This is a genomic window from Dietzia sp. JS16-p6b, assembly GCF_003052165.1.
Classification (GTDB): Bacteria; Actinomycetota; Actinomycetes; order Mycobacteriales; family Mycobacteriaceae; genus Dietzia.
Genome location: NZ_CP024869.1, coordinates 2003111 through 2026487, shown reverse-complemented (window position 1 = coordinate 2026487; position 23377 = coordinate 2003111). Strand labels below are relative to the sequence as shown.

The 23377-nt window shown below is 71.5% G+C and carries 19 protein-coding genes; 16 read left to right on the top strand and 3 right to left on the bottom strand.

All coding sequences use genetic code 11. The features are described 5' to 3' along the window. The first annotated feature begins 19 nt into the window (after positions 1-19). From rsmD to smc, 10 genes are all read left to right on the top strand, one after another. Positions 20-607: a 16S rRNA (guanine(966)-N(2))-methyltransferase RsmD gene (gene rsmD / locus CT688_RS09245; RefSeq protein WP_107756662.1), complete on the top strand. Its 588-nt coding sequence runs from the start codon at positions 20-22 to the stop codon at positions 605-607. After that, a complete protein-coding gene (coaD, locus tag CT688_RS09240) occupies positions 604-1077 on the top strand; it encodes a pantetheine-phosphate adenylyltransferase (protein ID WP_107756661.1) in 474 nt (157 codons plus the stop codon). The genes rsmD and coaD overlap by 4 nt, the downstream gene beginning before the upstream one ends. Positions 1078-1222: 145 nt before the next feature. After that, the gene (locus tag CT688_RS09235; RefSeq protein WP_197431398.1) at positions 1223-2014 is read left to right on the top strand and encodes a DivIVA domain-containing protein; all 792 of its coding nucleotides are present in this window, start codon (positions 1223-1225) and stop codon (positions 2012-2014) included. A 24-nt stretch (positions 2015-2038) separates the two neighbouring features. Next, the gene (locus CT688_RS09230; RefSeq protein ID WP_107756659.1) at positions 2039-2629 is read left to right on the top strand and encodes a DUF177 domain-containing protein; all 591 of its coding nucleotides are present in this window, start codon (positions 2039-2041) and stop codon (positions 2627-2629) included. Beyond that, a complete protein-coding gene (gene rnc / locus CT688_RS09225) occupies positions 2626-3324 on the top strand; it encodes a ribonuclease III (protein ID WP_182613338.1) in 699 nt (232 codons plus the stop codon). Before CT688_RS09230 ends, rnc begins: the two co-directional genes overlap by 4 nt. A 1-nt stretch (position 3325) precedes the next feature. Then, positions 3326-4234, top strand: coding sequence for a bifunctional DNA-formamidopyrimidine glycosylase/DNA-(apurinic or apyrimidinic site) lyase (gene mutM / locus CT688_RS09220; protein WP_107756657.1), 909 nt, complete (start codon positions 3326-3328; stop codon positions 4232-4234). 5 nt (positions 4235-4239) lie between these two features. Beyond that, entirely contained in the window at positions 4240-4719 is a 480-nt protein-coding gene (locus tag CT688_RS09215) for an OsmC family protein (protein ID WP_107758113.1), read from the top strand. Then, positions 4716-5006 (top strand): acylphosphatase, encoded by a 291-nt coding sequence (locus CT688_RS09210; RefSeq protein WP_107756656.1) that lies wholly within the window; start codon positions 4716-4718, stop codon positions 5004-5006. The genes CT688_RS09215 and CT688_RS09210 overlap by 4 nt, the downstream gene beginning before the upstream one ends. A gap of 89 nt (positions 5007-5095) precedes the next feature. After that, positions 5096-7816 (top strand): HAD-IC family P-type ATPase, encoded by a 2721-nt coding sequence (locus tag CT688_RS09205; RefSeq protein ID WP_107756655.1) that lies wholly within the window; start codon positions 5096-5098, stop codon positions 7814-7816. Positions 7817-7842: 26 nt separating this feature from the next. Then, positions 7843-11406, top strand: coding sequence for a chromosome segregation protein SMC (gene smc / locus CT688_RS09200; protein WP_107756654.1), 3564 nt, complete (start codon positions 7843-7845; stop codon positions 11404-11406). Between the two features lie 28 nt (positions 11407-11434). On the opposite strand, the gene CT688_RS09195 is transcribed toward smc, so the two are convergent. From CT688_RS09195 to CT688_RS09185, 3 genes are read right to left on the bottom strand one after another with little or no spacing between them, the layout of a single operon-like run. Beyond that, positions 11435-12178 carry a succinate dehydrogenase/fumarate reductase iron-sulfur subunit gene (locus tag CT688_RS09195; RefSeq protein ID WP_107756653.1) on the bottom strand — a complete coding sequence of 248 codons (744 nt, stop codon included), beginning with the start codon at positions 12176-12178 and terminating at the stop codon, positions 11435-11437. A 34-nt stretch (positions 12179-12212) separates the two neighbouring features. Next, positions 12213-14228 (bottom strand): fumarate reductase/succinate dehydrogenase flavoprotein subunit, encoded by a 2016-nt coding sequence (locus tag CT688_RS09190; RefSeq protein ID WP_234414824.1) that lies wholly within the window; start codon positions 14226-14228, stop codon positions 12213-12215. Then, positions 14216-14845 carry a succinate dehydrogenase gene (locus CT688_RS09185; protein ID WP_231750270.1) on the bottom strand — a complete coding sequence of 210 codons (630 nt, stop codon included), beginning with the start codon at positions 14843-14845 and terminating at the stop codon, positions 14216-14218. The genes CT688_RS09190 and CT688_RS09185 overlap by 13 nt, the downstream gene beginning before the upstream one ends. Before the next feature lie 200 nt (positions 14846-15045). Between CT688_RS09185 and ftsY the strand changes: the two genes are divergently transcribed. The 6 genes from ftsY (at position 15046) to rpsP (ending at position 23372) form a co-directional block, all read left to right on the top strand. Beyond that, positions 15046-16515: a signal recognition particle-docking protein FtsY gene (ftsY, locus tag CT688_RS09180; protein WP_107756651.1), complete on the top strand. Its 1470-nt coding sequence runs from the start codon at positions 15046-15048 to the stop codon at positions 16513-16515. A gap of 246 nt (positions 16516-16761) precedes the next feature. Next, the gene (locus tag CT688_RS09175; RefSeq protein ID WP_107758111.1) at positions 16762-18057 is read left to right on the top strand and encodes an ammonium transporter; all 1296 of its coding nucleotides are present in this window, start codon (positions 16762-16764) and stop codon (positions 18055-18057) included. 28 nt (positions 18058-18085) lie between these two features. Continuing rightward, complete coding sequence (locus tag CT688_RS09170) at positions 18086-18424, top strand: P-II family nitrogen regulator (RefSeq protein WP_017836986.1); 339 nt, start codon at positions 18086-18088, stop codon at positions 18422-18424. 189 nt (positions 18425-18613) lie between these two features. Beyond that, entirely contained in the window at positions 18614-20989 is a 2376-nt protein-coding gene (locus CT688_RS09165; RefSeq protein WP_107756650.1) for a [protein-PII] uridylyltransferase, read from the top strand. A 64-nt stretch (positions 20990-21053) separates the two neighbouring features. Next, entirely contained in the window at positions 21054-22628 is a 1575-nt protein-coding gene (gene ffh / locus CT688_RS09160) for a signal recognition particle protein (RefSeq protein ID WP_107756649.1), read from the top strand. Between the two features lie 246 nt (positions 22629-22874). After that, entirely contained in the window at positions 22875-23372 is a 498-nt protein-coding gene (gene rpsP, locus CT688_RS09155) for a 30S ribosomal protein S16 (protein WP_107756648.1), read from the top strand. Positions 23373-23377: the final 5 nt, after the last annotated feature.

Below are 23377 nucleotides of genomic sequence, written 5' to 3'. Positions count from 1 at the left end.
CTCGACCATCGGGGGATCCATGACCCGCATCATCTCGGGCCGCCTGCGCGGGCGCTCGATCACAGTGCCACCGGCAGGGACCAGACCCACCACCGACCGCGTCCGCGAGGCCCTGTTCAGCGCGATCGTCAGCAGGATGGACCTGGACGGCGCCGCGGTGCTGGACCTGTTCGCCGGGTCCGGCGCACTCGGGCTGGAGGCGGTCTCCCGGGGCGCGGATGTCGCGTGGTTCGTCGAGGACGACCCCCGGGCCGTCGCGACCATCCGCGCGAACACGTCGGGCCTGTCGTCGTCGTTCCCGTCGGTCCGGCCGACCGTCAGGCGGGCGGCGCTGCCCGCCGCCGTCTCCGGACCGTGTCCCGTCGCCGGAGGCTTCCACCTGGTCCTGGCCGACCCGCCGTACGAGCGCTCAGCGGACCTCGACGCCCCCGTCCTCGAGGCGCTGGCGGACGGGGCCTGGCTCGCCGGGGACGCCCTCGTGGTGTGGGAGAGGTCCAGGCGTGACCCGGCGGTGCGGTGGCCCGCGGGCTACGAGGTGGAGTTCGAGCGGACCTACGGGGAGACCGCCGTCGAGATCGCCCGCCCGGTTGATACGGTCGCCCGATGACCACCGTCGTGTGCCCAGGCTCGTTCGACCCGGTGACCCTCGGGCACCTCGACGTCATCCGGAGGGCGGCCGACCTCTTCGACGACGTGATCGTGTGCGTGGTGGCCAATCCCAACAAGCAGGGCACGTTCTCCATCGACGAACGCAAGGCACTCATCGAGGAGGTCTGCGCCGACCTGCCCGGCGTCCGCGTGGACAGCTTCTACGGGCTCCTCGTCGACTACTGCCGCCAGACGGGCGCCACCGCGGTGATCAAGGGTCTGCGTGACTCGACCGACTACGACTACGAACTGCCCATGGCCCACATGAACAGGTCGATCGCGGGCGTGGACACCGTGTTCCTGCCGACCCGGGCGGACCTGGCGTTCGTGTCCTCCTCACTGTGCCGCGAGGTCACACGTCTGGGCGGGGACGTCTCACATCTCCTGCCGGGTCCGGTCGCGCGGGCCCTGAAAGATCGGCTCGGCTGACCTGTGGTGCCCGGCGCCCGGGCCCGGCCCGCTGCGGGGCGTCGGCATCGCGGACCACCGGACACACCGCCGCCGCACCGGCCCCGGGGCGCGGGTTGCGGGCACACTGGTGTGGCAAGAGTGACGATCCGGTGAAGGGACGAGTGTGTACCGAGTGTTCCAGGCCCTCGATGAGCTGAACGCGATGATCGAGGACGCCCGCAGTCTGCCCATGACCGCGAACTGCGTGGTACCCCGGCACGAGTCCCTGCTGTTGCTCGATGACATCCGGGACTCCTTCCCCGGCGAACTCGACGACGCGCAGGACGTGCTGGACCAGCGCGACAGCGTGCTCGCCGACGCCGATGCGACCGCCCGCGACACCGTCTCGGCCGCCGATGCCGAGGCGGAGCGCACCCTGCGCGAGGCGCGTGCGGACGCGGACGCCATGCTCGCCGACGCCAAGTCGCGGGCCGACCGCATGGTCGCCGAGGCCACGGCGCACGCCGACGGACTGGTGGGCGACGCCCGCGCGGAGTCCGCCGAACTGCTCGACCGGTCCCGCCGCGAAGCCGAATCGACCACCTCCCGTGCCCGAGCCGAGTCCGACCGGCTGGTGGAACAGGCCAACGTCATCTACGACCGCACCATCACCGAGGCCCGCCAGGAGCAGCAGCGGATGCTGTCGGAGTCCGAGGTCGTCCGGATCGCCGACGAGGAGGCCAGCCGGATCCGGGACGCCGCGCACGCGGAGAGCGATCGTCGGCGCGAGGAATGCGACGCCTACATCGACGACAAGATGGCGCGGTTCGAGGAGTTCCTCGGCTCGACCCTCCGCACCGTGTCCCGCGGGCGCGAGGAACTCCACGGGGTCGCCCCGATCGGCCGGCGTGAGGCCCACGGCCGGCGCGGGGCGCGCGAGGGCGATCACTACGGCGACGGGTACGGGGACTACTGACCGACGACGGGTAGTCTGCTGGGCGTGTCCACCACCTCCCGCCCCCGACATCAAGGCCGCCCGGCCGCCGATTCCCTCGTCCTCGACACCCGCAGCATCACCCGGTCGCCGGGTGCGATGACGCAGGTCCGGCGCGCCGCGGTCCTGCCGTCGTCGATCGGGGTCGAGTTGATCCGCATCCCCGAGGGTGACGAGGTCGACCTGGACCTGGACCTGACTTTCGTCGAGGAAGGAGTCCTGGTGACCGGCTCCGTCGCCGGACGCGCCTCGGTGGAGTGCGCACGGTGTCTCGGCGAGTTCACCACCGAGGTCTCCGTGGATCTCACGGAGATGTACGCCGCCGAGGGCACGGCCGCCGCCGACGGGGTGGAGCAGGACGAGGTGCGTCTGCTCGACGGCGATCTGCTGGACCTGGAACCGGCTCTGGTCGACGCATTCGGCCTGGAGTTCCCGATGTCGCCCACGTGCACGGATTACGGCCACAGTGTCTGCGTCAACCCCGACACCCCCGCGCCGGACGGTGTCTCCGGCGACACCGAGGGACGCATCGATCCGCGATGGGCCGGACTGGCCGAGAAGTTCGCGGACCCCGGGACCGACGAGGGGGCCGGGTGACGGACCCCGCCCCCGAGCTCGATGCGGTCCTGGGGGTGCGGCTCCCCGCGGACCTGGCCGCACAGGCTCTGACCCACAGGTCGTACGCCTACGAGCACGGCGGGCTACCCCATAACGAGCGGCTCGAGTTCCTCGGAGACGCCGTTCTGGAACTCATCGTGACCGAGCATCTCTACGCCGCCTACCCGGACCGCCCGGAGGGTGACCTCGCGAAGATCCGGGCCAGTCTGGTCAACACCTACGTTCTGGCCGACATCGCCCGCGAGCTGGGCCCGACGGGGTTGGGAGCGCTACTACGGCTCGGCAGGGGGGAGGAGTTGACCGGCGGACGGGACAAGCACTCGATCCTGGCAGACACCCTGGAGGCCGTCTTCGGCGCCGTGTACCTGACCCACGGTCTGGACGTGGCGAGGGGGATCGTCGAGGGGATCATCGGTGAGCGGCTCCGCGTGGTCCCCACCCTGGGAGCGGCGCTCGACTGGAAGACCAGTCTTCAGGAGAAGTGCTCGGCGCTCGGCCGACCCAAGGCACGGTACGAGATCACCTCCACCGGACCGGACCACGACAAGACCTTCACCGCGGTGGCCCTGGTCGGCGACGACCCGCTGGGTCAGGGCGTCGGCCGGACCAAGAAGGAAGCCGAGCAGAAGGCCGCCGAGCAGGCCTGGGCGGCCCTGGACCGGGCCACGGGCTGACATGCCGGAGCTCCCCGAGGTCGAGGTGGTGCGTCGCGGCCTCGAGACCCACGTGGTGGGCCGTCGGATCCTCGACGTCGACGTGACCGGGGTCCGCACGGCCCGCCGGCAGCCCGGCGGCCCGGCGGAGATCGTCGCCCGGCTGACGGACCGGGTCGTGAGCGGAGCGTGCCGACGCGGCAAGTACCTGTGGCTGACCCTGGACGGGGACCACACCGTCGGGGCCGACTGCCTGCTGGTCCACCTCGGCATGAGCGGTCAGATGCTGGTGACGGACCCCGGTGCTCCGCAGGTACGACACCTGCACGCCCGCGCCCGACTCGACGACGGCAGGGAACTGCGGTTCGTGGACCAGCGGACGTTCGGCGGATGGACCGTCGTGCCACTGGCCGAGGCCACCGACGGCACCCGTGTGCTCCTGCCCGCGCCGGCCGCCCACGTGGCCGCCGACCCCTTCGAGCCCGGCTTCGACGAGCCGGCCACCGCGCGGGCGATCCGCCGCCGGGACACCGAGATCAAGAGGCTCCTGCTGGACCAGACCGTGGTGTCGGGGATCGGCAACATCTACGCCGACGAGGCGCTGTGGCGGTCCGGTGTCCACGGCCGCCGGCGCGCGGGAGCGCTGACGCTGGGCACCGTCCGCCGGCTCCTCGGCCACGCCCGCGAGGTGATGGCGGAGGCGTTGGGCGCCGGGGGCACCTCCTTCGACGCCCTGTACGTCAACGTCAACGGCGCGTCGGGGTACTTCGACAGGTCGCTCGACGTCTACGGGCAGGCGGGGCGACCGTGCGCGCGCTGCGGCACACCGGTGGTCCGGGAAGAGTTCATGAACCGTGGCTCACACTTCTGCCCGGGCTGCCAGAGGCCGCCCCGGCGTGCTGTGGTGCGTCGGCCCCGCTCCGTACGATGACCGACATGACGATGACCGACCCGGACGACACTTCCCAGTCCCCGCCGCCCGCCACCGATCTCCGGGTCGAGCGGTCCGGGACCCGGCGGTACGTGGGGCATTCGTCGCGAGGTGCGAGGGTCGAGATCGGCTCGGCGGACGTCGAGGGAGTGTTCACCCCGGGGGAACTGCTCAAGATCGCGCTCGGCGCGTGCACGGCGATGGCCTCCGATTTCACGATCTCGCGCCGATTGGGTGATGACTACGCCGCGACCGTCCGCGTCTCCGGGGACGCCGACCGCGAGGCCGAGCGGTACCCGCGACTGGAGGAGATCTACGAACTCGACCTGACCGGGCTCGACCCGGCCATGGCCGACCGGGTGCTCGGCATGATCCGTCGCTCGGTCGACGCGACCTGCACGGTCGGCCGGACGCTCACCGCGGGCACAGAGATCGGGCTGCGGTTCGACACCGGGATCGACCGGACCGGCGGAGACGCTCCGTGAGCGCACCGGCGCCCGATACGGTCCGGCTGGTGGCCTGGGTCCACGGGCAGGTGCAGGGCGTGGGTTTCCGGTGGTGGACGCGTTCCAGGGCACTCGAGCTCGGGCTCGTGGGCTACGCCGCGAACAAGCCGGACGGACGGGTCCACGTCGTGGCGGAGGGGCCCCGCCGGGCATGCCTTCAGCTCGTCGACCTGCTGCGGGGCGGAGACGGGCCGGGCAGGGTGGAGCTCGTGGTGGAGTCCTGGGACCGGGCGCGGGGGGACCTGTCCGGATTCCGCGAGCGCTGAACGCGTTCTCGGCCGCGGGCCCGGGCCGGGCAGGGGCATTCTGGAGGTGGACCGATCGCGACCTGAGAGACAGATCGGAGGACCGGACCATGACCTCAGGCACCGGAGACGGTGGCGTGGCCGACGTCGCCTGGCACGCACTGGAGGTGCCGGACGTACTCGACCGGGTGGGCGCCGGCACCACGGGACTGACCTCCGATGAGGCGACGCACCGTCTGGAGCGCCACGGTCCCAACCGGTTGGAGGCGACCGACGCGACCGCCGCCTGGCGGGTGCTGCTCCGGCAGTTCCGAAGCCCCCTGGTCCTGTTCCTGATGTTCTGCGCCGCGATCACCCTGGCGCAGGGTCACCTGGTGGACACCGCCGCGATCACGGCGGCGGTCGTGCTCAACGCGGCGATCGGGTTCTGGCAGGAGCGCAAGGCGGAGACAGAGGTCCGGGCCCTGCAATCCCTCGCCTCACCCACCGCCCGCGTGCGCCGGGACGGTCAGGTGCAGACCATCGACTCGGCCGCGCTGGTGCCCGGTGATCTCGTGCACCTCGAGAGCGGCGACCGCGTCCCCGCCGACCTGCGGCTGATCGAGGCGGTGTCCCTGAGGGTCGACGAGTCGATGCTCACAGGTGAGTCCCTGGCCACGGACAAGGACACGCATCCGGTCGCCCCCGATGCGCCGACCGGGGATCGGACCGGTATGGCGTTCAGCGGCTCGCTCATCTCGTCGGGCCGTGCGACGGGGGTCGTGGTCGGAACCGGTGCGGGTACCGAGCTCGGGGCCATCAACGAGCTGATCCAGGACACCGCGGCGGCGGCACCGCTCACCGCCCTCATCCACTCCATGGAGCGGTGGATCGGCCTGATCGTGGGGATCTCCGCGCTGGGCGTCTTCGCCGCCGGCCTCGCGCTCGGGCACGATGTCTCGCTGATGTTCCGGACCGCGGTGGCTCTCGTGGTATCCGCGATCCCCGAGGCGCTGCCCGTGGTGCTCACCGTGGCGATGAGCGTGGGCGTGGCCCGGATGGCGCGGCGCAATGCGATCGTGCGGCACCTGCCGTCGGTGGAGACCCTCGGGTCCACGACGGTGATCGGGTCGGACAAGACCGGGACCCTGACACAGAACCTGCTCACCGTGGAACGGCTGTGGACCACGGAGGGGGAGATCACCGTCGACGCCGCGACCGGGGTCGGCGCCGACACCGGGTGGATGAGTGCCGTCGCGGAGGCCGCCCTGCGCGCGGGCGCGCTGACCAACGAGGCCGTCCCGACGCGGGACGACCCCCTTCGGTTCACCGGCGACGCGGTGGATGCGGCGATGGCAGCGGTGGCGGTGCGACTGGGCGTGGTCACGCCTATGGAACGGGCCGCCGCCCCGGTGGCGCACATGCCGTACGAGCCCGAGCTCGGGTTCTCGCAGACGATCCGGAGCGAGGGCGGTCGGCCGGTGCTGTACGTCAAGGGTGCGCCCGATGCGGTCTCCGCGATGTGCTCGAGCATGCTCACCGCAGGGGGTACCACGAACATCGATCGGGCCGCCGTCCTGGCCGCCAACGAGGCACTGGGCTCGAAGGGGCTGCGGGTGATCGCCACGGCCCGCCGGGAGCTCGGGGACGGGGATCCGCGGCTGGCCGGCGGGACCCTCGAGGGAGCACCAGGGGACCTGACCTTCCTCGGCCTGGAGGGGATGACCGATCCACCACGTCCGGGCGTGCAGGAGGCGATCGCCGGCTGCCGGTCGGCGGGGATCCGGGTGATGATGATCACCGGAGATCATCCGGTCACGGCCGCCGCGATCGCCGGGAGGCTCGGGCTGGACACCGGCACGCCCCCCTTGACAGGTGCCGAGATCGCGGCCCTGGACGACACGATGCTCCGGGCCCGGCTGGCGGATGCCACGGTCGCAGCCCGGGTGTCGCCACAGGACAAGATGCGGATCGTCGACCAGCTCATGGCGATGGGCAACGTTGTCGCGGTGACCGGGGACGGCGTCAACGACGCGCCCGCACTCCGCGTCGCCTCCATCGGGGTCGCGATGGGCGGCTCGGGCACGGACGTCGCCCGCCAGGCCTCCGACATCGTGCTCACGGACGACGACTTCAGCACGATCGTCCACGCCGTGGAGGAGGGGCGGGTCACCTTCGCGACCATCCGCAAGGCCACCTTCTTCCTCCTGTCGACGGCGATCGCGGCGCTGCTGGCGGTCGCGGTCAACGTCTTCACCAACTCCCCCCTGATCCTCCTGCCGGTCCAGATGCTGTGGGCGAACCTGGTGACGTCCGGGATACAGGTGATCGCCCTCGCCTTCGAGCCCGGCGAGGGCGACGAACTGGAGGTGCCTCCCCGGAATCCCGGTGAGGGTGTCCTCGACGCCCCTATGTGGTGGCGGACCGCGCTGAGCGGGGTGTGGATAGCCGTCGTGACGCTGGTGGTCTACGAGCGCGCGATCTGGGACGGGATCGAGACCGACCACGCCCGCTCACTTGCGCTGACGGTGCTGGTGGCGGCGAGCTTCTTCCAGGTGATGAACGCCCGGGCGTTGCGTCGCTCGGTGTTCACCCTCAACCCCCTGGCGAACCCGCTGCTGCTGGTCGCCACGGCGGTCGCCGCCTGCCTGCAGGTGATGGTGGTGAGTTGGCCGGTCCTGGCCGGCCCGATGGGCCTGAGCGCGCTGAGCCCCGGTGAGTGGGTGCTGTGTGTGGCCGTCGGCGCCACGGTCATCGCGGTGTCCGAGATCCACAAACTGGCGGTGACACCGGCGGCCCGCCGACGCGCGGCCGCGATCCCCGCCGCAGGAGTCGCGGCTCCGGGGCGGTAGCCGGCCGTGCCATAGGATGGACATCCGTGTACCTCAAGTCGCTGACGCTCAAGGGCTTCAAGTCCTTCGCGGCGCCCACGACCCTGAGGTTCGAGCCCGGCATCTGTTGCGTCGTCGGCCCCAACGGCTCCGGCAAATCCAACGTCGTGGACGCCCTGACCTGGGTGATGGGGGAGCACAGCGCCAAGTCACTGCGCGGCGGCAAGATGCAGGACGTGATCTTCGCCGGGACCGCCGGCAAGTCGCCGCTCGGCCGCGCGGAGGTCACGCTCACCCTCGACAACTCCGACGGCACCCTGCCGATCGACTACGCCGAGGTGTCCTTGACCCGCCGGATGTTCCGCGACGGCGCGGCAGAGTACGAGATCAACGGGGACCGTGCCCGGCTGATGGACGTCCAGGAGCTGCTCTCGGACTCGGGCATCGGGCGCGAGATGCACGTGATCGTGGGCCAGGGCAAGCTCGCCGAGATCCTCGAGTCCAAACCGGAAGAGCGCAGGGCCTTCATCGAAGAGGCGGCCGGGATACTCAAGCACCGCCGCCGCAAGGAGAAGGCCCAGCGCAAGCTCGCCGGGATGCAGGGCAACCTCGATCGGTTGACCGACCTGACGGGCGAACTGCGCCGCCAACTCAAACCGCTCGGACGCCAGGCCGAGGTGGCGCGGCGGGCCCAGTCCGTCCAGGCCGACCTCCGCGACGCGACGTTCCGGCTGGCCGCAGATGACCTGGTGACGCGGCGCGCCGAGCTGGCGGATGCGGAGAGCGTCCGGGAGAGGCTCTCCGAGCAGGTGGCCGCGGCGGTCGACCGGCGGGACGACCTCGCGTCGTCGGTCGCGCGGACCCAGGCCCTGCTCGACCGGCTCTCCCCGGAGGCCGACGCGGCCCAGCAGCGATGGTTCGCCCTGTCGACGCTGGCCGAACGGGCCCGCGCCACCGCCCGCATCGCCGCCGATCGCGCGCGGTCCCTGGCGGCGGAGTCGGCGGTCCACCACGGCACCGATCCCGACGAGCTGGATCGGCAGGCCGACCGCGCCGAAGCGCACGAGCGGGAGTTGGCGGCCGAGGTCGCCCGCGCCGCGGACCGGGCACGCCGGGCGACGGAGACCCTGAGGTCGGCCGAGGCCACCCTGGCCGCGCTGGAGGCCGAACACCTCAAGGCCGTGCGCGCGATCGCCGACCGCCGCGAGGGAGCGGCGCGGCTCGCGGGCAAGGTGGAGACGCTCGCCGCCCGGGTCGAGTCGACCGAGGCGGAGATCGCGCGTCTCGACGCGGAATCGGAGAGCGCGCGCGCCGCCGTGGCGGACGCCGAGGCCGAGTTCGACGCCGCCCACGCCCGTGTCGACGTCCACGCCGAGGGGGAACGAACCCTCGACGAGCACCTGGGGCGAGCCGAACGCGCGCACCTCGCGGCCCGGGCGCGCCTGGCCGAACTGCGGGCGAGTGAGCGGGAGGCGGACCAGCGGATCGCCAGACTGGCCGCCAGGATAGAGACGCTCGAGCAGAACAAGGGGGCCGGTGACGGTGCGGACTGGCTTCTGCGCCATCTGGGCCCGGAGGCGGTCGCCGGCACCGTCGGGGAGCTGCTCGGTGTGGAACCGGGGTGGGAGCGGGCGGTGGGCGTGGCGCTCGGACCGGCCGTCGACGCCGTCGTCGTCGACAGCGGGGTCGACCGCGGTTCGGTCCTCGTCGCGCTGCGGGAGGCCGACGCGGGTCGGGCCGGCCTCGTGGGCGGCGGCACCACTGGTGACGACTACCGCCTGGAGGCGGAGCTGGTCGCCGGTGCGCGGTGGGCTCTCGACGTGGTCGACGTCCCCGCGGACCTCGTCGCCGCGGTCACGGCACTCCTGGTGGACGTCGTGGTGGTCGACGACCTGGCCGGTGCCCACGCCCAGGTGGTGGCCGATCGACGGGTCCGCGCGGTGACCAGGGACGGCGAGATCGCGGGCGTGGGGTGGACCATCGGGGGGTCGGCCGCCGGGCGGACGGGCCTCGAGCTCCAGTCCGCCATCGACGCGGCCGTCGACGCGAGAGACGCCGTGCGGGCCGAGATCGAGACCACCCGCGCGGAGCTCGCCGGCGCCGAGGCGGAGGACCTCGAACGGGCGGACCGGTTCTCCGAGTCCCTCGCCGCGATCAGCGAGTCCGACGCGGCGATCGAGGAGATCTACGCCGAGCTCGCGAGGATCGGCACGAGTCGGCGACGCGCCGAGGCGGAGGTCCGGCGCCTCGAACAGGCCCGGAGGATGGCCGTCGACAAGCTCGATGCGTCCCGCGCCGAACACGCCGAGCTCACCGACCGACTCGCCCGCGCCGGGGACGACGACGAGGTCGAGCTCCCCGCGGACGACGGGCGGGTCGCCGCCCAGGCGGAGGTCGCCGCCGCCCGGGCGGCCGAGCTCGAGGCCCGGTTGGCGCACCGGTCGGCGGAGGAGCGCGCGTCCGGGGTCCGCGGCAAATCGGCCTCGCTGCGCAGAGCCGCCCAGTCCGAGCGGGAATCCAGGGCCCGGGCCGCGCGGGCCGCCGCGGCCCGTCGGCGCGGCGCCGAGGTCGCCGGCGTGGTGGACGAGCTGAGCGTGCGGCTGCTGGCCCGGCTCGACGAGCTGATCGCCTCGGCCGGAGCCGACCGTGACCGGCTGGCGTCCGCGCGGACGGAGGCATCCGACCGGGTTGCCGCGCTCCGGACCGAGCTCGCAGCCGCGGAGTCCGAGGTCACCAGGCTCGGGGACGCCGCGCACCGCGACGAGGTCGTCCGGGCCCAGCTCGAGGTCAAGGTGTCCGAACTCGAGTCCGCGGTGCTGGAACGCCATGGCATCGAGCCCGAGGCACTGGTCGCGGAATACGGACCGGAGGTGCCGCTTCCACCGTCCTCGCTCGAGATCGAGGAGTACGAGGCGGCCCGCGAGCGCGGTGAGGACGTCACCCCGCCCCCGCCGATGCCCTACCACCGCGCCGAACAGGAGCGTCGGCTGAAGCAGGCCCAGAAGGATCTCGCGACCCTGGGCAAGGTCAATCCGCTGGCGCTCGAGGAGTTCGCCGCTCTCGAGGAGCGGTACGCGTTCCTGTCCACCCAGCTCGACGACGTCAGGAAGGCCCGGGCCGACCTCGAGGGGGTGATCGACGACGTCGACGAGAGGATCGAGCAGATCTTCACCGAGGCGTGGGTGGACGTCGAACGCGAGTTCCGGGACGTGTTCTCCGTGCTGTTCCCCGGCGGAGAGGGCCGGTTGATCCTCACCGATCCCACGGACATGCTGGCCACGGGCATCGAGGTCGAGGCCCGGCCGCCGGGGAAGAAGGTCAAGCGGCTGTCCCTGCTGTCCGGGGGGGAGAAGTCGCTGACGGCCGTGGCGATGTTGGTGGCGATCTTCAAGGCCCGGCCCAGCCCGTTCTACGTGATGGACGAGGTCGAAGCCGCGCTCGACGACACCAACCTGCGCCGACTCATCGGATTGTTCGAGCAGCTGCGGGAGATAAGCCAGCTCATCGTGATCACCCACCAGAAGCCCACGATGGACGTGGCCGATGTGCTCTACGGGGTGTCCATGCAGGGTGACGGCATCTCCAAGGTGATCTCCCAGCGCATGCGCTGACGCTCGGCGGGCCTCGCGGTGCCGGGCGTCAGGAACGCCTGAACAGCGCGCGGAGACGCTCCCGGTTGACCACCGCGATCGCCCGTAGCGGGATCCCCGCCGGGCACACCGTCGAACACTCGCCGTAGAGGGAGCAGGACCCGAACTCCTGATCCGCCGCGCGGACCATCTCGCGCGCCCTCGAACCGCGTTCGCGGCTCGCCACCGGCATGAGGGCCAGATGCCCCAGCTTGGCACCCACGAAGAGATTCGCCGATCCGTTGGGGCAGGCGGCCACACACGCGCCGCAGCCGATGCAGGCCGCCAGATCCAGTGCGGTCTCCGCCTCCCGGTGGCCCTGGGACGTCACATCGGCGTCGGGGGCCGCCCCCGCGGGCAGCGACACGTGGGCCCCGGCCTCGGCGATCCGGTCGAGCGCGGAACGGTCCACCACGAGGTCCCGGATCACGGGGAACACTGCCGAGCGCATCGGTTCGATGCGCAGGGTGTCGCCGTCGGAGTAGGCGTCCAGGCGCTGGTGGCACGAGGGGGTGTTCTCCGCAGGGCCGTGCGGACGGCCGTCGACGCTCACCCCGCACGCGCCACAGATCCCCTCCCGACAGTCGGAGTCGAACGCCACCGGCTCCTGCCCGTCATCAATCAATCGGCCGTTGAGCACGTCGAGCAACTCGAGCAGGCTCATCTCCGGTTCGGCGTCCGGGACGGCGTACTCCTCGTACGCGCCGGTCTCCTCGGGACCGGACTGCCTCCACACGCGCAGGGTCAGTCTCACGATGCCGTCCTCATGGCCGTCCCGGGTGCGGTTCTCATCGGTAGTCCCTCGTCGTGAGCTCGACCGCGGTGAACTCGAGCGGTTCGGCGTGGCGGGTGAACGTGCGCGGGCCGCCCCGGTCGTCGCCCTCGGACCCCCAGACGGAGACGAATCGCCACTGGTCGTCCCGGCGCAGTGCCTCACCGCCCGGGGTACGGTGTTCGTCGCGGAAGTGGGCACCGCACGACTCGTCGCGGTCCAGGGCGTCGACGCACATCAGCTCGGCCAGCTCCAGGTAGTCGGCCGTCCGGCCGGCCAGTTCGAGCACCTGGTTGAGGTGCCCCCCGGTCCCCGTCACCCGCAGGTCGGACCAGAACCGGGTCCGCAGGTCGCGGATCCGATCGATCGCGGTGGAAAGACCTTCGGCGGTGCGGGTGACCCCACACCCGGCGTAGAGGATCTCGCCCAGTTCGCGGTGGAAGTGGCCGGGTCCGGTCGAGCCGCCCACCGCGAGCAGCGCATCCACGCGGCCCCGGGCACGGGCCACGGCGGCGGTGACCACCTCGTCGTCGTCGTCCGGGGGGTGGTCACCGAGGCGGGCGGCCAGGTGAGCCGGCACCGAGTACGGGAGGGTGAACCAGCCGTCCACGCTGGCGCTGAGCAGGGAGTTGGCGCCGAGCCGGTTGGCGCCGTGGTAGGCCCAGCCACACTCGCCGCCCACGAACAACCCGGGGATCGAGGTCTGGAGGTCGTAGTCGCTCCAGAGCCCTCCCATGGTGAAGTGGCAGGTGGGCGCGATGCGCATCGGAACGGAGTACGGGTCCTCGCCGGTGGCGTGGGAGTACATGTCGAAGAGGTTGCCGTAGCGTTCGGCGATCCGTCGCCGCCCGCCGCCCGCGAGAGCCTCCCGGAAGTCCAGGTAGACCGAGTTGTGCCGGGGGCCCACCCCACGCCCGTCGCGGAGCTGCGCCGTGATCGCCCGTGAGGCCACGTCGCGGGGGACCAGGTTGCCGTAGGCGGGGTAGCGGCGTTCGAGGAAGTAGTCGCGATCGGAGTCCGGGATCTCGCCGGGCGGCCTGTCGTCGCCGGCGCGCAGCGGCACCCAGATCCGGCCGTCGTTGCGCAGTGACTCGCTCATGAGAATGGTCTTGGACTGCCACGCCGAGTCCTTGGGCAGGGCGGTGGGGTGGAACTGCACGAACGACGGTGAGGCGAACAGCGCCCCCCGCTGGTGAGCCCGCCACACGGCCGAGGCGTTGGAGTTCACCGCGAGCGTGGAGTCGTGGAAGACGTTGCCGTAGCCACCCGTCGCCAGCACGACGGCGTGGGCGGTCTCGGCGCGGATGCGTCCGGTGACGAGATCGCGGACCACGACCCCGTGACATCCGGCCTCGTCGACGATCAGATCCAGCATCTCGTGACGGGTGTGCAACCGCACCGAGCCGGCCCGGATCTGCCGCTGGAGGGCCTGGGTGCCGGCGATCTGGAGCTGCTGCCCGGTCTGTCCGCGGGAGTAGTAAGTCCGTGAGACCTGGACCCCGCCAAACGATCGCGTGGACAACACGCCCCCGTACTCCCGCGCGAACGGGGTGCCGATCGCCGAGAAGTGGTCGATGACGCGCGCCGACTCCTCGCCCAGCCTGAACGCCTCGGCCTCCCTGCCCCGGAAGTCACCACCCCTGACCGTGTCGACGACGAAGCGGTGCAGACTGTCGCCGTCGACCCGCCGCGCGCGGGCGGCATTGATCCCGCCCTGGGCGGCCACGGAGTGCGCGCGCCGCGCAGCGTCGTGGTAGGTCAGCGCGGTGACCCGATACCCCAGCTCGCCGAGCGCGGCCGCCGCTCCCGCGCCCGCCAGTCCCGTGCCCACCACGACCACGTGGAAGCGATTCCGGTTGCCGGGGGAGACCAGGGGATAGGACTCCCGCCGGCGCGCCCAGGCCGTGGCGGGGTCGCCCCCGGGGGCGCCCGAGGCCAGGGTGTCGCCGGCCCGCGCGCCGGGGGCGGTGACGGGCGGTGCCGTGAAGGCGCTCGACACACCCGGGGTGCGTGGGCCGGTCACGACAACCATCCGGCCTGGACGGCGATCGGGATCATGGCGTTGCCCACCAGGACGGCGACAGCGGCGACCCCACCGACGACCGTCACCGCCGCGCGACTCCGGACCCCCGTCACGCCGAGGTCCCCCGCCGCCGTCCGCACGCCGTGCGCCACGTGCACCGCGAGCAGAGCCATGGTGATCCCGTAGAACGCCGCCACCCAGGGCCTGGCGAAGCTGGCCACGAGGTTGGCGTACGGCGACCCGGGGACGAACGAGTCACTGGCCGCAGGAGGCGTGCCGGTGGTCATGTCCAGGACATGGAAGACCACGAACAGCAGCAGCACCACACCGGTCAGCATCATGGTCCGGGCGCCGAAGGAGGTCGGGGTCAGGCCGGCGCGACGACGACGGGGGCCCGCCGCCGCCCGCGAGCGACGCACGAGCAACACGGAACACCCGATGTGCGCCACCAGGCTCAGCACCAGCACCACTCTCAGGCCCCACAACACGCCCTCGTGGGGGACCAGCGGGTAGAGCAGGGTCCGCAACCACTCGGCGTACCCGTCGAATCCGGCCGCGCCGCCGAAGACCTTGAGGTTGCCGATCATGTGCACGACGACGAACGAGGTGAAGATCAGACCCGTCACGGCTAGGACAGTCTTCGCCGCCCAGGTGGGGACGGCGTGGGCGCGCCGGAGGTGTGGTCTCCGGGCCCCGGCCGGCTCGTGCGGAGCAGCGACCTCGGTCACGCGCGGACACCTCCTTACGGGAACGCGCGCCAGTCTAGGGCCGCCCTCGACACCCGGGGCCGGGATGAGGACGGGGGGCGTCGTCCATACTGGGCACCGTGAACACCACCTGGATCGTCATCGCCGTCGTCGCCGTCCTGTTGCTCGCCCTCCTGGCACTGGTCGTGGGCCTGCAGCTGCGCAAGAGGCGACAGATCTCCCTGAGCAGGCCCGAGGAGCGCAGGGAACTCACCCGCGAGGAGCGCTCGGGCAACTACCAGGCGGGGACCGGCTTCTCGTTCACGGAGGCGGGTGGGACCGCCACCGCGGCACCCCCGAGGGAACCCCTGCCACGTCAGACGCCCCCTCCGGTCCACACGACTCCGCCCGTCGGCGCGACCCCGCCCGTCGGCGCGACCCCGCCCGTCGAGACGCCCCCACCGGTCGACACTCCGCGGTCGACCGACGCCCCCGGGCCCGCCGAGACCCCGGTCGCGCCCGAGCCGGACACACTGTCCGGTCCGAGCGAGGACACCGTCGTCGTCGAACCGGCGCCCGTCGAACCGGTCGTCGTCCCGCCGGAGGTCCCGGACGAGGAGGTCCCGGTCCCGACGACCGAGCTGATCACCGGTGCCCCCTCCCCGGTGGCCCCGGTCGAGCGCATCGACCCGTCCGAGGGGCGTCTCGACCGCCTCCGTGGTCGGCTGGCGCGCTCCCAGGGCGCCGTGGGACAGGGCCTGCTCGGCCTCCTGGGCGCCGGTGATCTCGACGAGGACGCGTGGGAGGAGATCGAGGACACCCTGATCATGGCGGACCTGGGCACCGCGGTCACCCAGCGCGTCATCGACCGCCTGCGCGGGGACATCGCGACCAGACAGGTCCGCACGGAGGCCGAGGTCCGGGACCTGCTGCGGCAGACCCTTATCGACAACCTGCATCCCGAATACGACCGTTCACTGCGTGCGCTGCCGAACGACGGCACACCCGCCGTGATCCTGGTGGTCGGGGTCAACGGCACCGGCAAGACCACCACCACCGGCAAGCTCGCCCGCGTCCTGGTCGCCGACGGACGCGACATCCTGCTCGGGGCCGCCGACACGTTCCGCGCCGCGGCCGCCGACCAGCTCCAGACGTGGGCCGAACGGGTGGGAGCGGAGGTCGTCCGCGGCAAGGAGGGCGCGGATCCCGCGTCCGTGGCGTTCGACGCCGTCGCCCGGGGAGTCGATACCGGGGTGGACGCGGTCCTGGTGGACACCGCCGGCCGCCTCCACACCAAGACCGGTCTCATGGACGAGCTCGGCAAGGTCAAGCGGGTCGTGGAGAAGAAGACCCCCGTCGACGAGGTGCTCCTGGTGATCGACGCGACGACCGGGCAGAACGGTCTCATGCAGGCGCGCGTGTTCAAGGACGTCGTCGACATCACCGGGGTGGTGCTGACCAAACTCGACGGCACCGCCAAGGGCGGCATCGTGTTCCAGGTCCAACACGAACTCGGCGTCCCGGTCAAGCTCGTCGGGCTGGGCGAGGGGGCCGACGACCTCGCGCCGTTCGCGCCCGAGGCGTTCGTCGACGCCCTTCTCGGCACCTGATCCGCGCGGGGCCCGGGGCGCGGCCGGGCCCGGGACACATGATCGGAACCACAGGGCGCGCCACGTTACAGCCCGGAAACATGACCGCGCACTCATCGAAACAGCGGAAAGGAATTCTTCTGACCCGAGGAGTGAGTGACCAACGCTCACCATGGAGACGAGGAGGACCTCACCGTGAGAGGTGACAGTGTCTTGTTGCTCGCCCAGGAGGCGACGACGGAGATCGATACGGGAGACACGGCCTGGATGCTCATGGCGGCATCCCTGGTCCTGCTCATGACGCCCGCACTGGCGATGTTCTACGGCGGGATGTCCCGCCAGAAGTCGGTGCTCAACATGATGATGATGTCGTTCAGCGCGATCGGGGTCGTCGGCATCGTCTACGTGCTGTGGGGCTGGTCGATGTCCTACGGCGAGCAGGACATCCTCGGGCTCTTCGCCAACCCCTTCGAGATGTTCGGTCTCGCCGGGGTGATCGGGGACGCCGAGAACTGGGTCATGTCCGCCTCGGGGGCCTACCCGCAGGTCGTCGACGTGGGATTCCAGGTCACCTTCGCCATCATCACCGTCGCCCTCATCTCGGGAGCCATCGCCGAGCGCGTGAAGTTCGGGACCTGGCTGGTCTTCGCCGCGGTGTGGGTGACGCTCGCCTACTTCCCCATGGCCCACATGGTCTGGGGTGGCGGCCTGCTCTCGCACTCGGAGAACAGCCTCGCCGCGATGATCTTCGGCACCGTCGACGACGGTGAGGGCGGCCTCGTCGCCGCCGTCGCCCCGGTCGACTTCGCCGGTGGCACCGTGGTCCACATCAACGCCGGTATGGCGGCGCTGGTCCTCGTCCTGCTCATCGGCAAGCGCTACGACTTCGGACGCACCGCCTTCCGTCCCCACAACCTCCCGCTGGTCATGCTCGGTGCCGGTCTCCTGTGGTTCGGTTGGTTCGGGTTCAACGCCGGTTCGGCGTTCGGTGCCAACGGGGCCGCCGGCCTCGCCTGGATCAACACCACCGTCGCGACGGCCGCCGCGATGCTCGGGTGGCTCCTCACCGAGCGGATCAGGGACGGCCACGCCACCAGCCTCGGTGCCGCCTCGGGCGTCGTCGCGGGCCTGGTCGCCATCACCCCGGCCGCAGGGTCGGTCCACCCCCTCGGCGCGATCGCCCTCGGTGCCGTGTCCGGTGCCCTGTGTGCCCTCGCCGTGGGGCTCAAGCACCGTTTCGGCTACGACGACTCGCTCGATGTCGTGGGTGTGCACCTGGTGGCGGGTCTCTGGGGCACCGTCGCCATCGGCCTCCTGGCCACCGGCACCTACGACACGGATGCCGGCGTGTTCTACTCGGCGGACGGGTGGAGGCTGCTCGTCGTCCAGATCGTGATCGCCGTGGCGGCACTCGTCTTCACGGCCATCATGACCGCGATCGCCTACGGGATCTGCCGCCCACTCGGGTGGCGTATCAGCGAGACGGACGAGCAGTCCGGCATCGACGGCGCCGAGCACGCGGAGTCCGCGTACGAGGCCTCCACCAACGCGCTCATCCGTTGAGCCGACCACTGCGAAAGGAACCCCTGACATGAAGCTCGTCACCGCGATCGTCAAGCCGTTCACGCTCGATGACGTCAAGGCAGCACTCGAACAGGCGGGAATCCACGGACTGACCATCAGTGAGGTCCAGGGTTACGGCCGACAGAAGGGCCACACCGAGGTCTACCGCGGTGCGGAGTACGCCGTGGACTTCGTGCCCAAGATCCGGGTCGAGGTGGTCGTCGACGACGAGACCGCCGACACCGTGGTCCAGCTGATCGTGGACGCCGCGCGCACCGGCAAGATCGGCGACGGGAAGGTCTGGGTGACCCCCGTCGAGACGATCGTCCGGGTCCGGACCGGCGAGGCGGGCGACGCCGCGATCTGACCGAGGACACCACGAGGCGCGGTCGACCCCTGAGCCGGGGTCGACCGCGTTTCTCGATGACTCCGCCTGCCTCACCGGGCTTCTCGGGGTGCGTGCGGGGGCGTTCACGGAAGCGAAACACCGTAGCCGCCGCCAGGTGACACGGGCCCTACAGTCTGGAGACACACTAATGAAGGAAAGAGGGACGTCGTGAGCGTGACCGGGGACGGTGAGCGGGCAATGGCGCTGCGCGACGGGCGCGACCAGATCCTCTCCGCCACGTCGGCCGAACTCCCCGCCGCGGACCTGCGGGACGCCCTGTGCGAGCTGTACGAGATGGAGCTGGGGCGGCTCGCGGACGACGCGGGGATCGGCCCGGGATCCGGATTCGCCCTGGTCGCTTTCGGGGGACTGGGCCGACGCGAGGTGCTCCCGTACTCCGACCTCGACCTGGTGTTGGTGCACGAGAGGCGTCCCGACCGGGACGTCGGCGAACTCGCCGACGCCATGTGGTACCCGCTGTGGGACTCGGGCGTCGGCCTGGACCACAGCGTGCGGACCGTGGACCAGTGCCTCGCGGTGGCGGCCGCGGACGTGGCGGTGGGGCTGAGCCTGCTGGACGCCCGGGTCATCGCGGGCGACGCGGACCTCGGTGCCCTCGTGGTGGACGGCGCCCGGCGCCAGTGGCGCGACCAGATCGCCTCGCGGTTCGACGACCTCGTGGCCGCCGCGGTGGCCCGGCGTCAGCGTTCCGGCGTGATCGCCCACCGCAGCGAACCGGATCTCAAGAACGGCGTGGGGGGCCTGCGGGACTCGCAGCTGGTCACCGCCCTCGCGGTGGCTCACCTCAGCGACGGCCGGCCCGTGGTCCCCGGCGGGTTGACGGCCGCTCACCGGCTCGTCCTCGACGCACGGACCGAACTCCACCGGGTGAGCGGACGACCCAGGGAAGTGCTTCATGCGGAGTACGGCGACGAGGTGGGGCAGGCTCTCGGGCTGGGTGACCGGTTCGACCTCGCCCGCGCGCTGAGCAACGCCTCGCGGACCATCGCGTTCACCGCGGACCAGGCCATCCGTGGGTCGTGCGCGTCGCTGTCCTCGCGTGGGCTGACCGGTCTGCTGCGCAGGTCGCCGGTCCGCAGACCGCTCGACGACGGGGTGGTGGAGCACGCGGGGGAGGTGGCGCTCGCGAGGAACGCCCGCGTGGCCGAGGACCCGTGGCTCCCGTTACGTGTGGCCGCGGCGGCCGCGCGGTTCTCCCTGCCCGTGGCCGGCTCGACTCTCGGGGTACTGGTGGAACGCTCACCGGTCCCCGAGGGGCGGTGGCCCGCCGAGGCGCTGTCGGACCTGCTCGTCCTGCTGGGGTCCGGAGAGGGGCAGGTGCCGGTGATAGAGGCACTCGACCGCAGTGGCCTGTGGGAGCGGATGCTCCCGGAATGGTCGGGCGTGCGCGACCTGCCGGCGAGGGACCGGGCCCACGTCTACACGGTCGACAGACACCTGGTGCAGACCGCGGTGGAGGCGTCCCGGTTGACCACCTCGGTGGCGCGCGCGGATCTGCTCCTGTTGTCGGCGCTCCTGCACGACCTGGGTAAGAGCCGCGAGGGCGACCACAGTGAGACGGGTGCCGAGATGGTCGGGCCGATCGTGCGACGCATGGGACTCGACCCTGCGGATGTCGACACCCTGGTCAGGATCGTCCGACATCACCTGCTGCTGGCGGTGACCGCGACCAGGCGTGATCCTTCGGACCCTGCGACGGCCGACTCGGTGCTGACCGCGCTCGAGCAGGACGCGACCGCCTTCGACGTTCTCGCCACCCTCACCGAGGCCGACTCGCTGGCCACCGGGCCCACGGTGTGGACCCCGGGAAGGGCCCGGGCACATTCGATGCTGGTCGACGCGTGTCGGGAGAGGGTGGGGTCGCAGCCCGGCGCCGTGGAGGCCCCGACCGTCGACGCCACCCGCCCGCACGGCCCCCCCGATGTGGTGGTGGAGATGCGCCCCGCGGGGTCGGGGACCACTCACGAGCTCACCCTCGTCGTGCCCGGCGCGGGGAAGTCTCTCGCCGTGACGGCAGAGGTGCTCGCCGCACACCGTCTGGAGATCGTCGACGGGGAGATCGACCTGCGGCCGCCCGGTGGGGTGCGGGCCAAGATGACGGTGTCCACCCGTTTCGGGGACCCCGTGGACCCGAAGGTGTTGCGCCAGGACCTGCGTCGGGCGGTCGATTCCGGGGTGGCGGCGTCCCTGCGGGCCGCGCTGGCACGCAACGCCTCCCGGATGATCGGCCCGCCACAGGCCAGGTCCTCGGTCCTGGTGAACCGGCGGACGGATGCCGAGGGGATCCTGCTCGAGGTCCGGGCGGAGGACAGGCCGGGGTTGTTCGCGAAGGTCATCGCGGCGATCCTGGGCAAGGGGGCGAGGATCGACTGGGTCGTGGTGCGGACGCGCGGTGCCGCGGTCGAGGACGTCTTCGCCCTGTCCGGCCCCGGAGCGGTCCTCAGTACGGCGACGGAGGTGGAGTCCCTGCTTCCCCGGCGTGATCCCGCGACGCCCGGCGTCGGGCGTGCCGATACCCTGTGATCAGTCGTCGTCGACGACGCCGGGGACACCACGCCCCCGGCCCGCGACCCAGGGAGCTGTAGCCGTGTTCGATTCCTTGTCCGATCGCCTGGCAGGTGCGCTCAAGGACCTGCGCGGAAAGGGGCGGCTCAGCGATGCCGACATCGACGCGACCGCGCGGGAGATCCGCCTCGCGCTGCTCGAGGCGGACGTCGCGCTACCCGTGGTGCGGACGTTCATCTCCCGCGTCAAGGAACGGGCCAAGGGCTCGGAGGTCTCCGAGGCCCTGAACCCCGCGCAGCAGGTCGTCAAGATCGTCGACGCGGAGCTCACCGCGATCCTCGGCGGTGAGGCCCGTCGGATCGAGTTCGCCAAGCAGCCGCCCACGGTGATCATGCTCGCCGGTCTGCAGGGAGCGGGAAAGACCACGCTCGCGGGCAAACTCGCGTACTGGCTCAAGGGCCAGGGTCACACGCCGCTCCTCGTGGCATGCGACCTCCAGCGGCCGGGTGCGGTCGATCAGCTCCGCATCGTCGGCGAGCGCGCCGGCGTGCAGGTGTTCGCCCCCCACCCCGGGACCTCGGTCGGGGGTGACGGGGAGGACGTCGGGGTCCAGGAGCCGGTGTCGGTGGCCCAGCGGGGCCTCGCCCACGCCCGCGCCAAGATGCACGACGTCGTGATCGTCGACACCGCGGGCCGGTTGGGCATCGACGAGGAGCTCATGGCCCAGGCCAGGGGGATCCGCGATGCGGTCCAGCCGGACGAGACCTTCTTCGTCCTCGACGCGATGATCGGCCAGGACGCCGTCGTCACGGCGGAGGCCTTCCGCGAGGGGGTCGGATTCACCGGCGTCGTCCTGACCAAGCTCGACGGTGACGCCCGTGGTGGCGCCGCGCTGAGCGTCCGCGAACTCACCGGCATGCCGATCATGTTCGCCTCGAACGGGGAGAAGCTGGAGGACTTCGATGTCTTCCACCCCGACCGCATGTCGAGCCGGATCCTCGGCATGGGCGATGTGCTCTCGCTCATCGAGCAGGCCGAGACGGTCTTCGACGCCAAGGACGCGGAGAAGACCGCGGCCAAGATCGGTTCGGGGGAGCTCACCCTCGAGGACTTCCTCGACCAGATGCTGATGATCCGCAAGATGGGCCCCATCGGCAATCTCCTGGGGATGCTGCCCGGGGGCAAGGACATGAAAGCGGCCGTCGGGGACATCGACGAGAAGTACCTGGACCGCATCCAGGCGATCATCCGGGGGATGACACCGGCGGAGCGGGCCGACCCCAAGATCATCAACGGATCCCGCCGCCAGCGCATCGCCAAGGGCTCCGGGGTCACGGTCACCGACGTCAACCAGTTGGTGGACCGGTTCTTTGAGGCCCGCAAGATGATGAGCCGCATGGCCGGCCAGATGGGCATGCCGGGAGCCGGGCGGAAGAACCAGCGCAAGGGCAAGAAGGGTAAGGGCAAGGGCCGCGGACCGACGCAGCCCAAGAACCGGGGGATGATGCCCGGTGGGATGCCGGGGATGCCGCCCGGGATGCCGGGGATGCCCCCCGGGGGCATGCCGGACCTCTCGAAGATGCCGCCCGGACTGGACACGCTGCCGCCGGGCCTCGAGGGGATCGACCTCAACGACCTCAAGTTCCCCAAGCGCTGAGGTCGGCGGGCGTCGACCGTATCCGGCGAGCGCCGACCGGGCTGCCGGTCGCACGCCGATTGGTACCCGCGGTACCGGGGCGTTTAGACTGGTGCGCTGGACGCCGTCACCGGTGGGTCCCTCCGTGTTCATCGCGGACGGTGCCCGCGCCGAGCGGCGGTCACCCGGAAGGCGAAACCGGGCCCCGCAACACGTGCGGGAGTCGCTGAATCGCCACGTGACCCGCAAGAGAAAGCGAGACGCCACATGGCCGTCAAGATCAAGCTCACCCGCCTCGGCAAGATCCGTAACCCGCAGTACCGGGTGGTCGTGGCCGACGCCCGCACCCGTCGCGACGGGCGCGCCATCGAGACGATCGGGCTCTACCGCCCCAAGGAGGAGCCGAGCTTCATCCAGATCGACTCCGAGCGTGCGCAGTACTGGCTGGGTGTCGGCGCGCAGCCGACCGAGGCCGTCGAGTCGCTGCTCAAGATCACCGGTGACTGGCAGAAGTTCAAGGGCATCGAGGGCGCCGAGGGCACCCTCCGCGTGGCCGAGGCGAAGCCCAGCAAGCTGGACCTGTTCAACAAGGCGCTCGAGGAGGCCCAGGGCGAGCCGTCCGCCGAGGCCATCACCACCAAGCGTAAGGCCGAGAAGGCGAAGAAGGCCGACGAGGCGAAGAAGGCCGAGGAGGCCGCGGCCCAGGCCACCGACGGTGAGTCCGCCGAGGCCGGGTCGGCCGACGCCGAGAACGCCGAGGCCTGAGTCCG

Bases quoted from the DNA above. Each gene is read 5' to 3' on its own strand.
- CT688_RS09215 (WP_107758113.1), top strand. From the start codon at position 4,240: ATGACGATGACCGACCCGGACGACACTTCCCAGTCCCCGCCGCCCGCC.
- mutM (WP_107756657.1), top strand. From the start codon at position 3,326: ATGCCGGAGCTCCCCGAGGTCGAGGTGGTGCGTCGCGGCCTCGAGACC.
- CT688_RS09170 (WP_017836986.1), top strand. From the start codon at position 18,086: ATGAAGCTCGTCACCGCGATCGTCAAGCCGTTCACGCTCGATGACGTC.
- rpsP (WP_107756648.1), top strand. From the start codon at position 22,875: ATGGCCGTCAAGATCAAGCTCACCCGCCTCGGCAAGATCCGTAACCCG.
- CT688_RS09190 (WP_234414824.1), bottom strand. From the start codon at position 14,228: ATGGTTGTCGTGACCGGCCCACGCACCCCGGGTGTGTCGAGCGCCTTC.
- rsmD (WP_107756662.1), top strand. From the start codon at position 20: ATGACCCGCATCATCTCGGGCCGCCTGCGCGGGCGCTCGATCACAGTG.
- coaD (WP_107756661.1), top strand. From the start codon at position 604: ATGACCACCGTCGTGTGCCCAGGCTCGTTCGACCCGGTGACCCTCGGG.
- CT688_RS09205 (WP_107756655.1), top strand. From the start codon at position 5,096: ATGACCTCAGGCACCGGAGACGGTGGCGTGGCCGACGTCGCCTGGCAC.
- CT688_RS09175 (WP_107758111.1), top strand. From the start codon at position 16,762: ATGCTCATGGCGGCATCCCTGGTCCTGCTCATGACGCCCGCACTGGCG.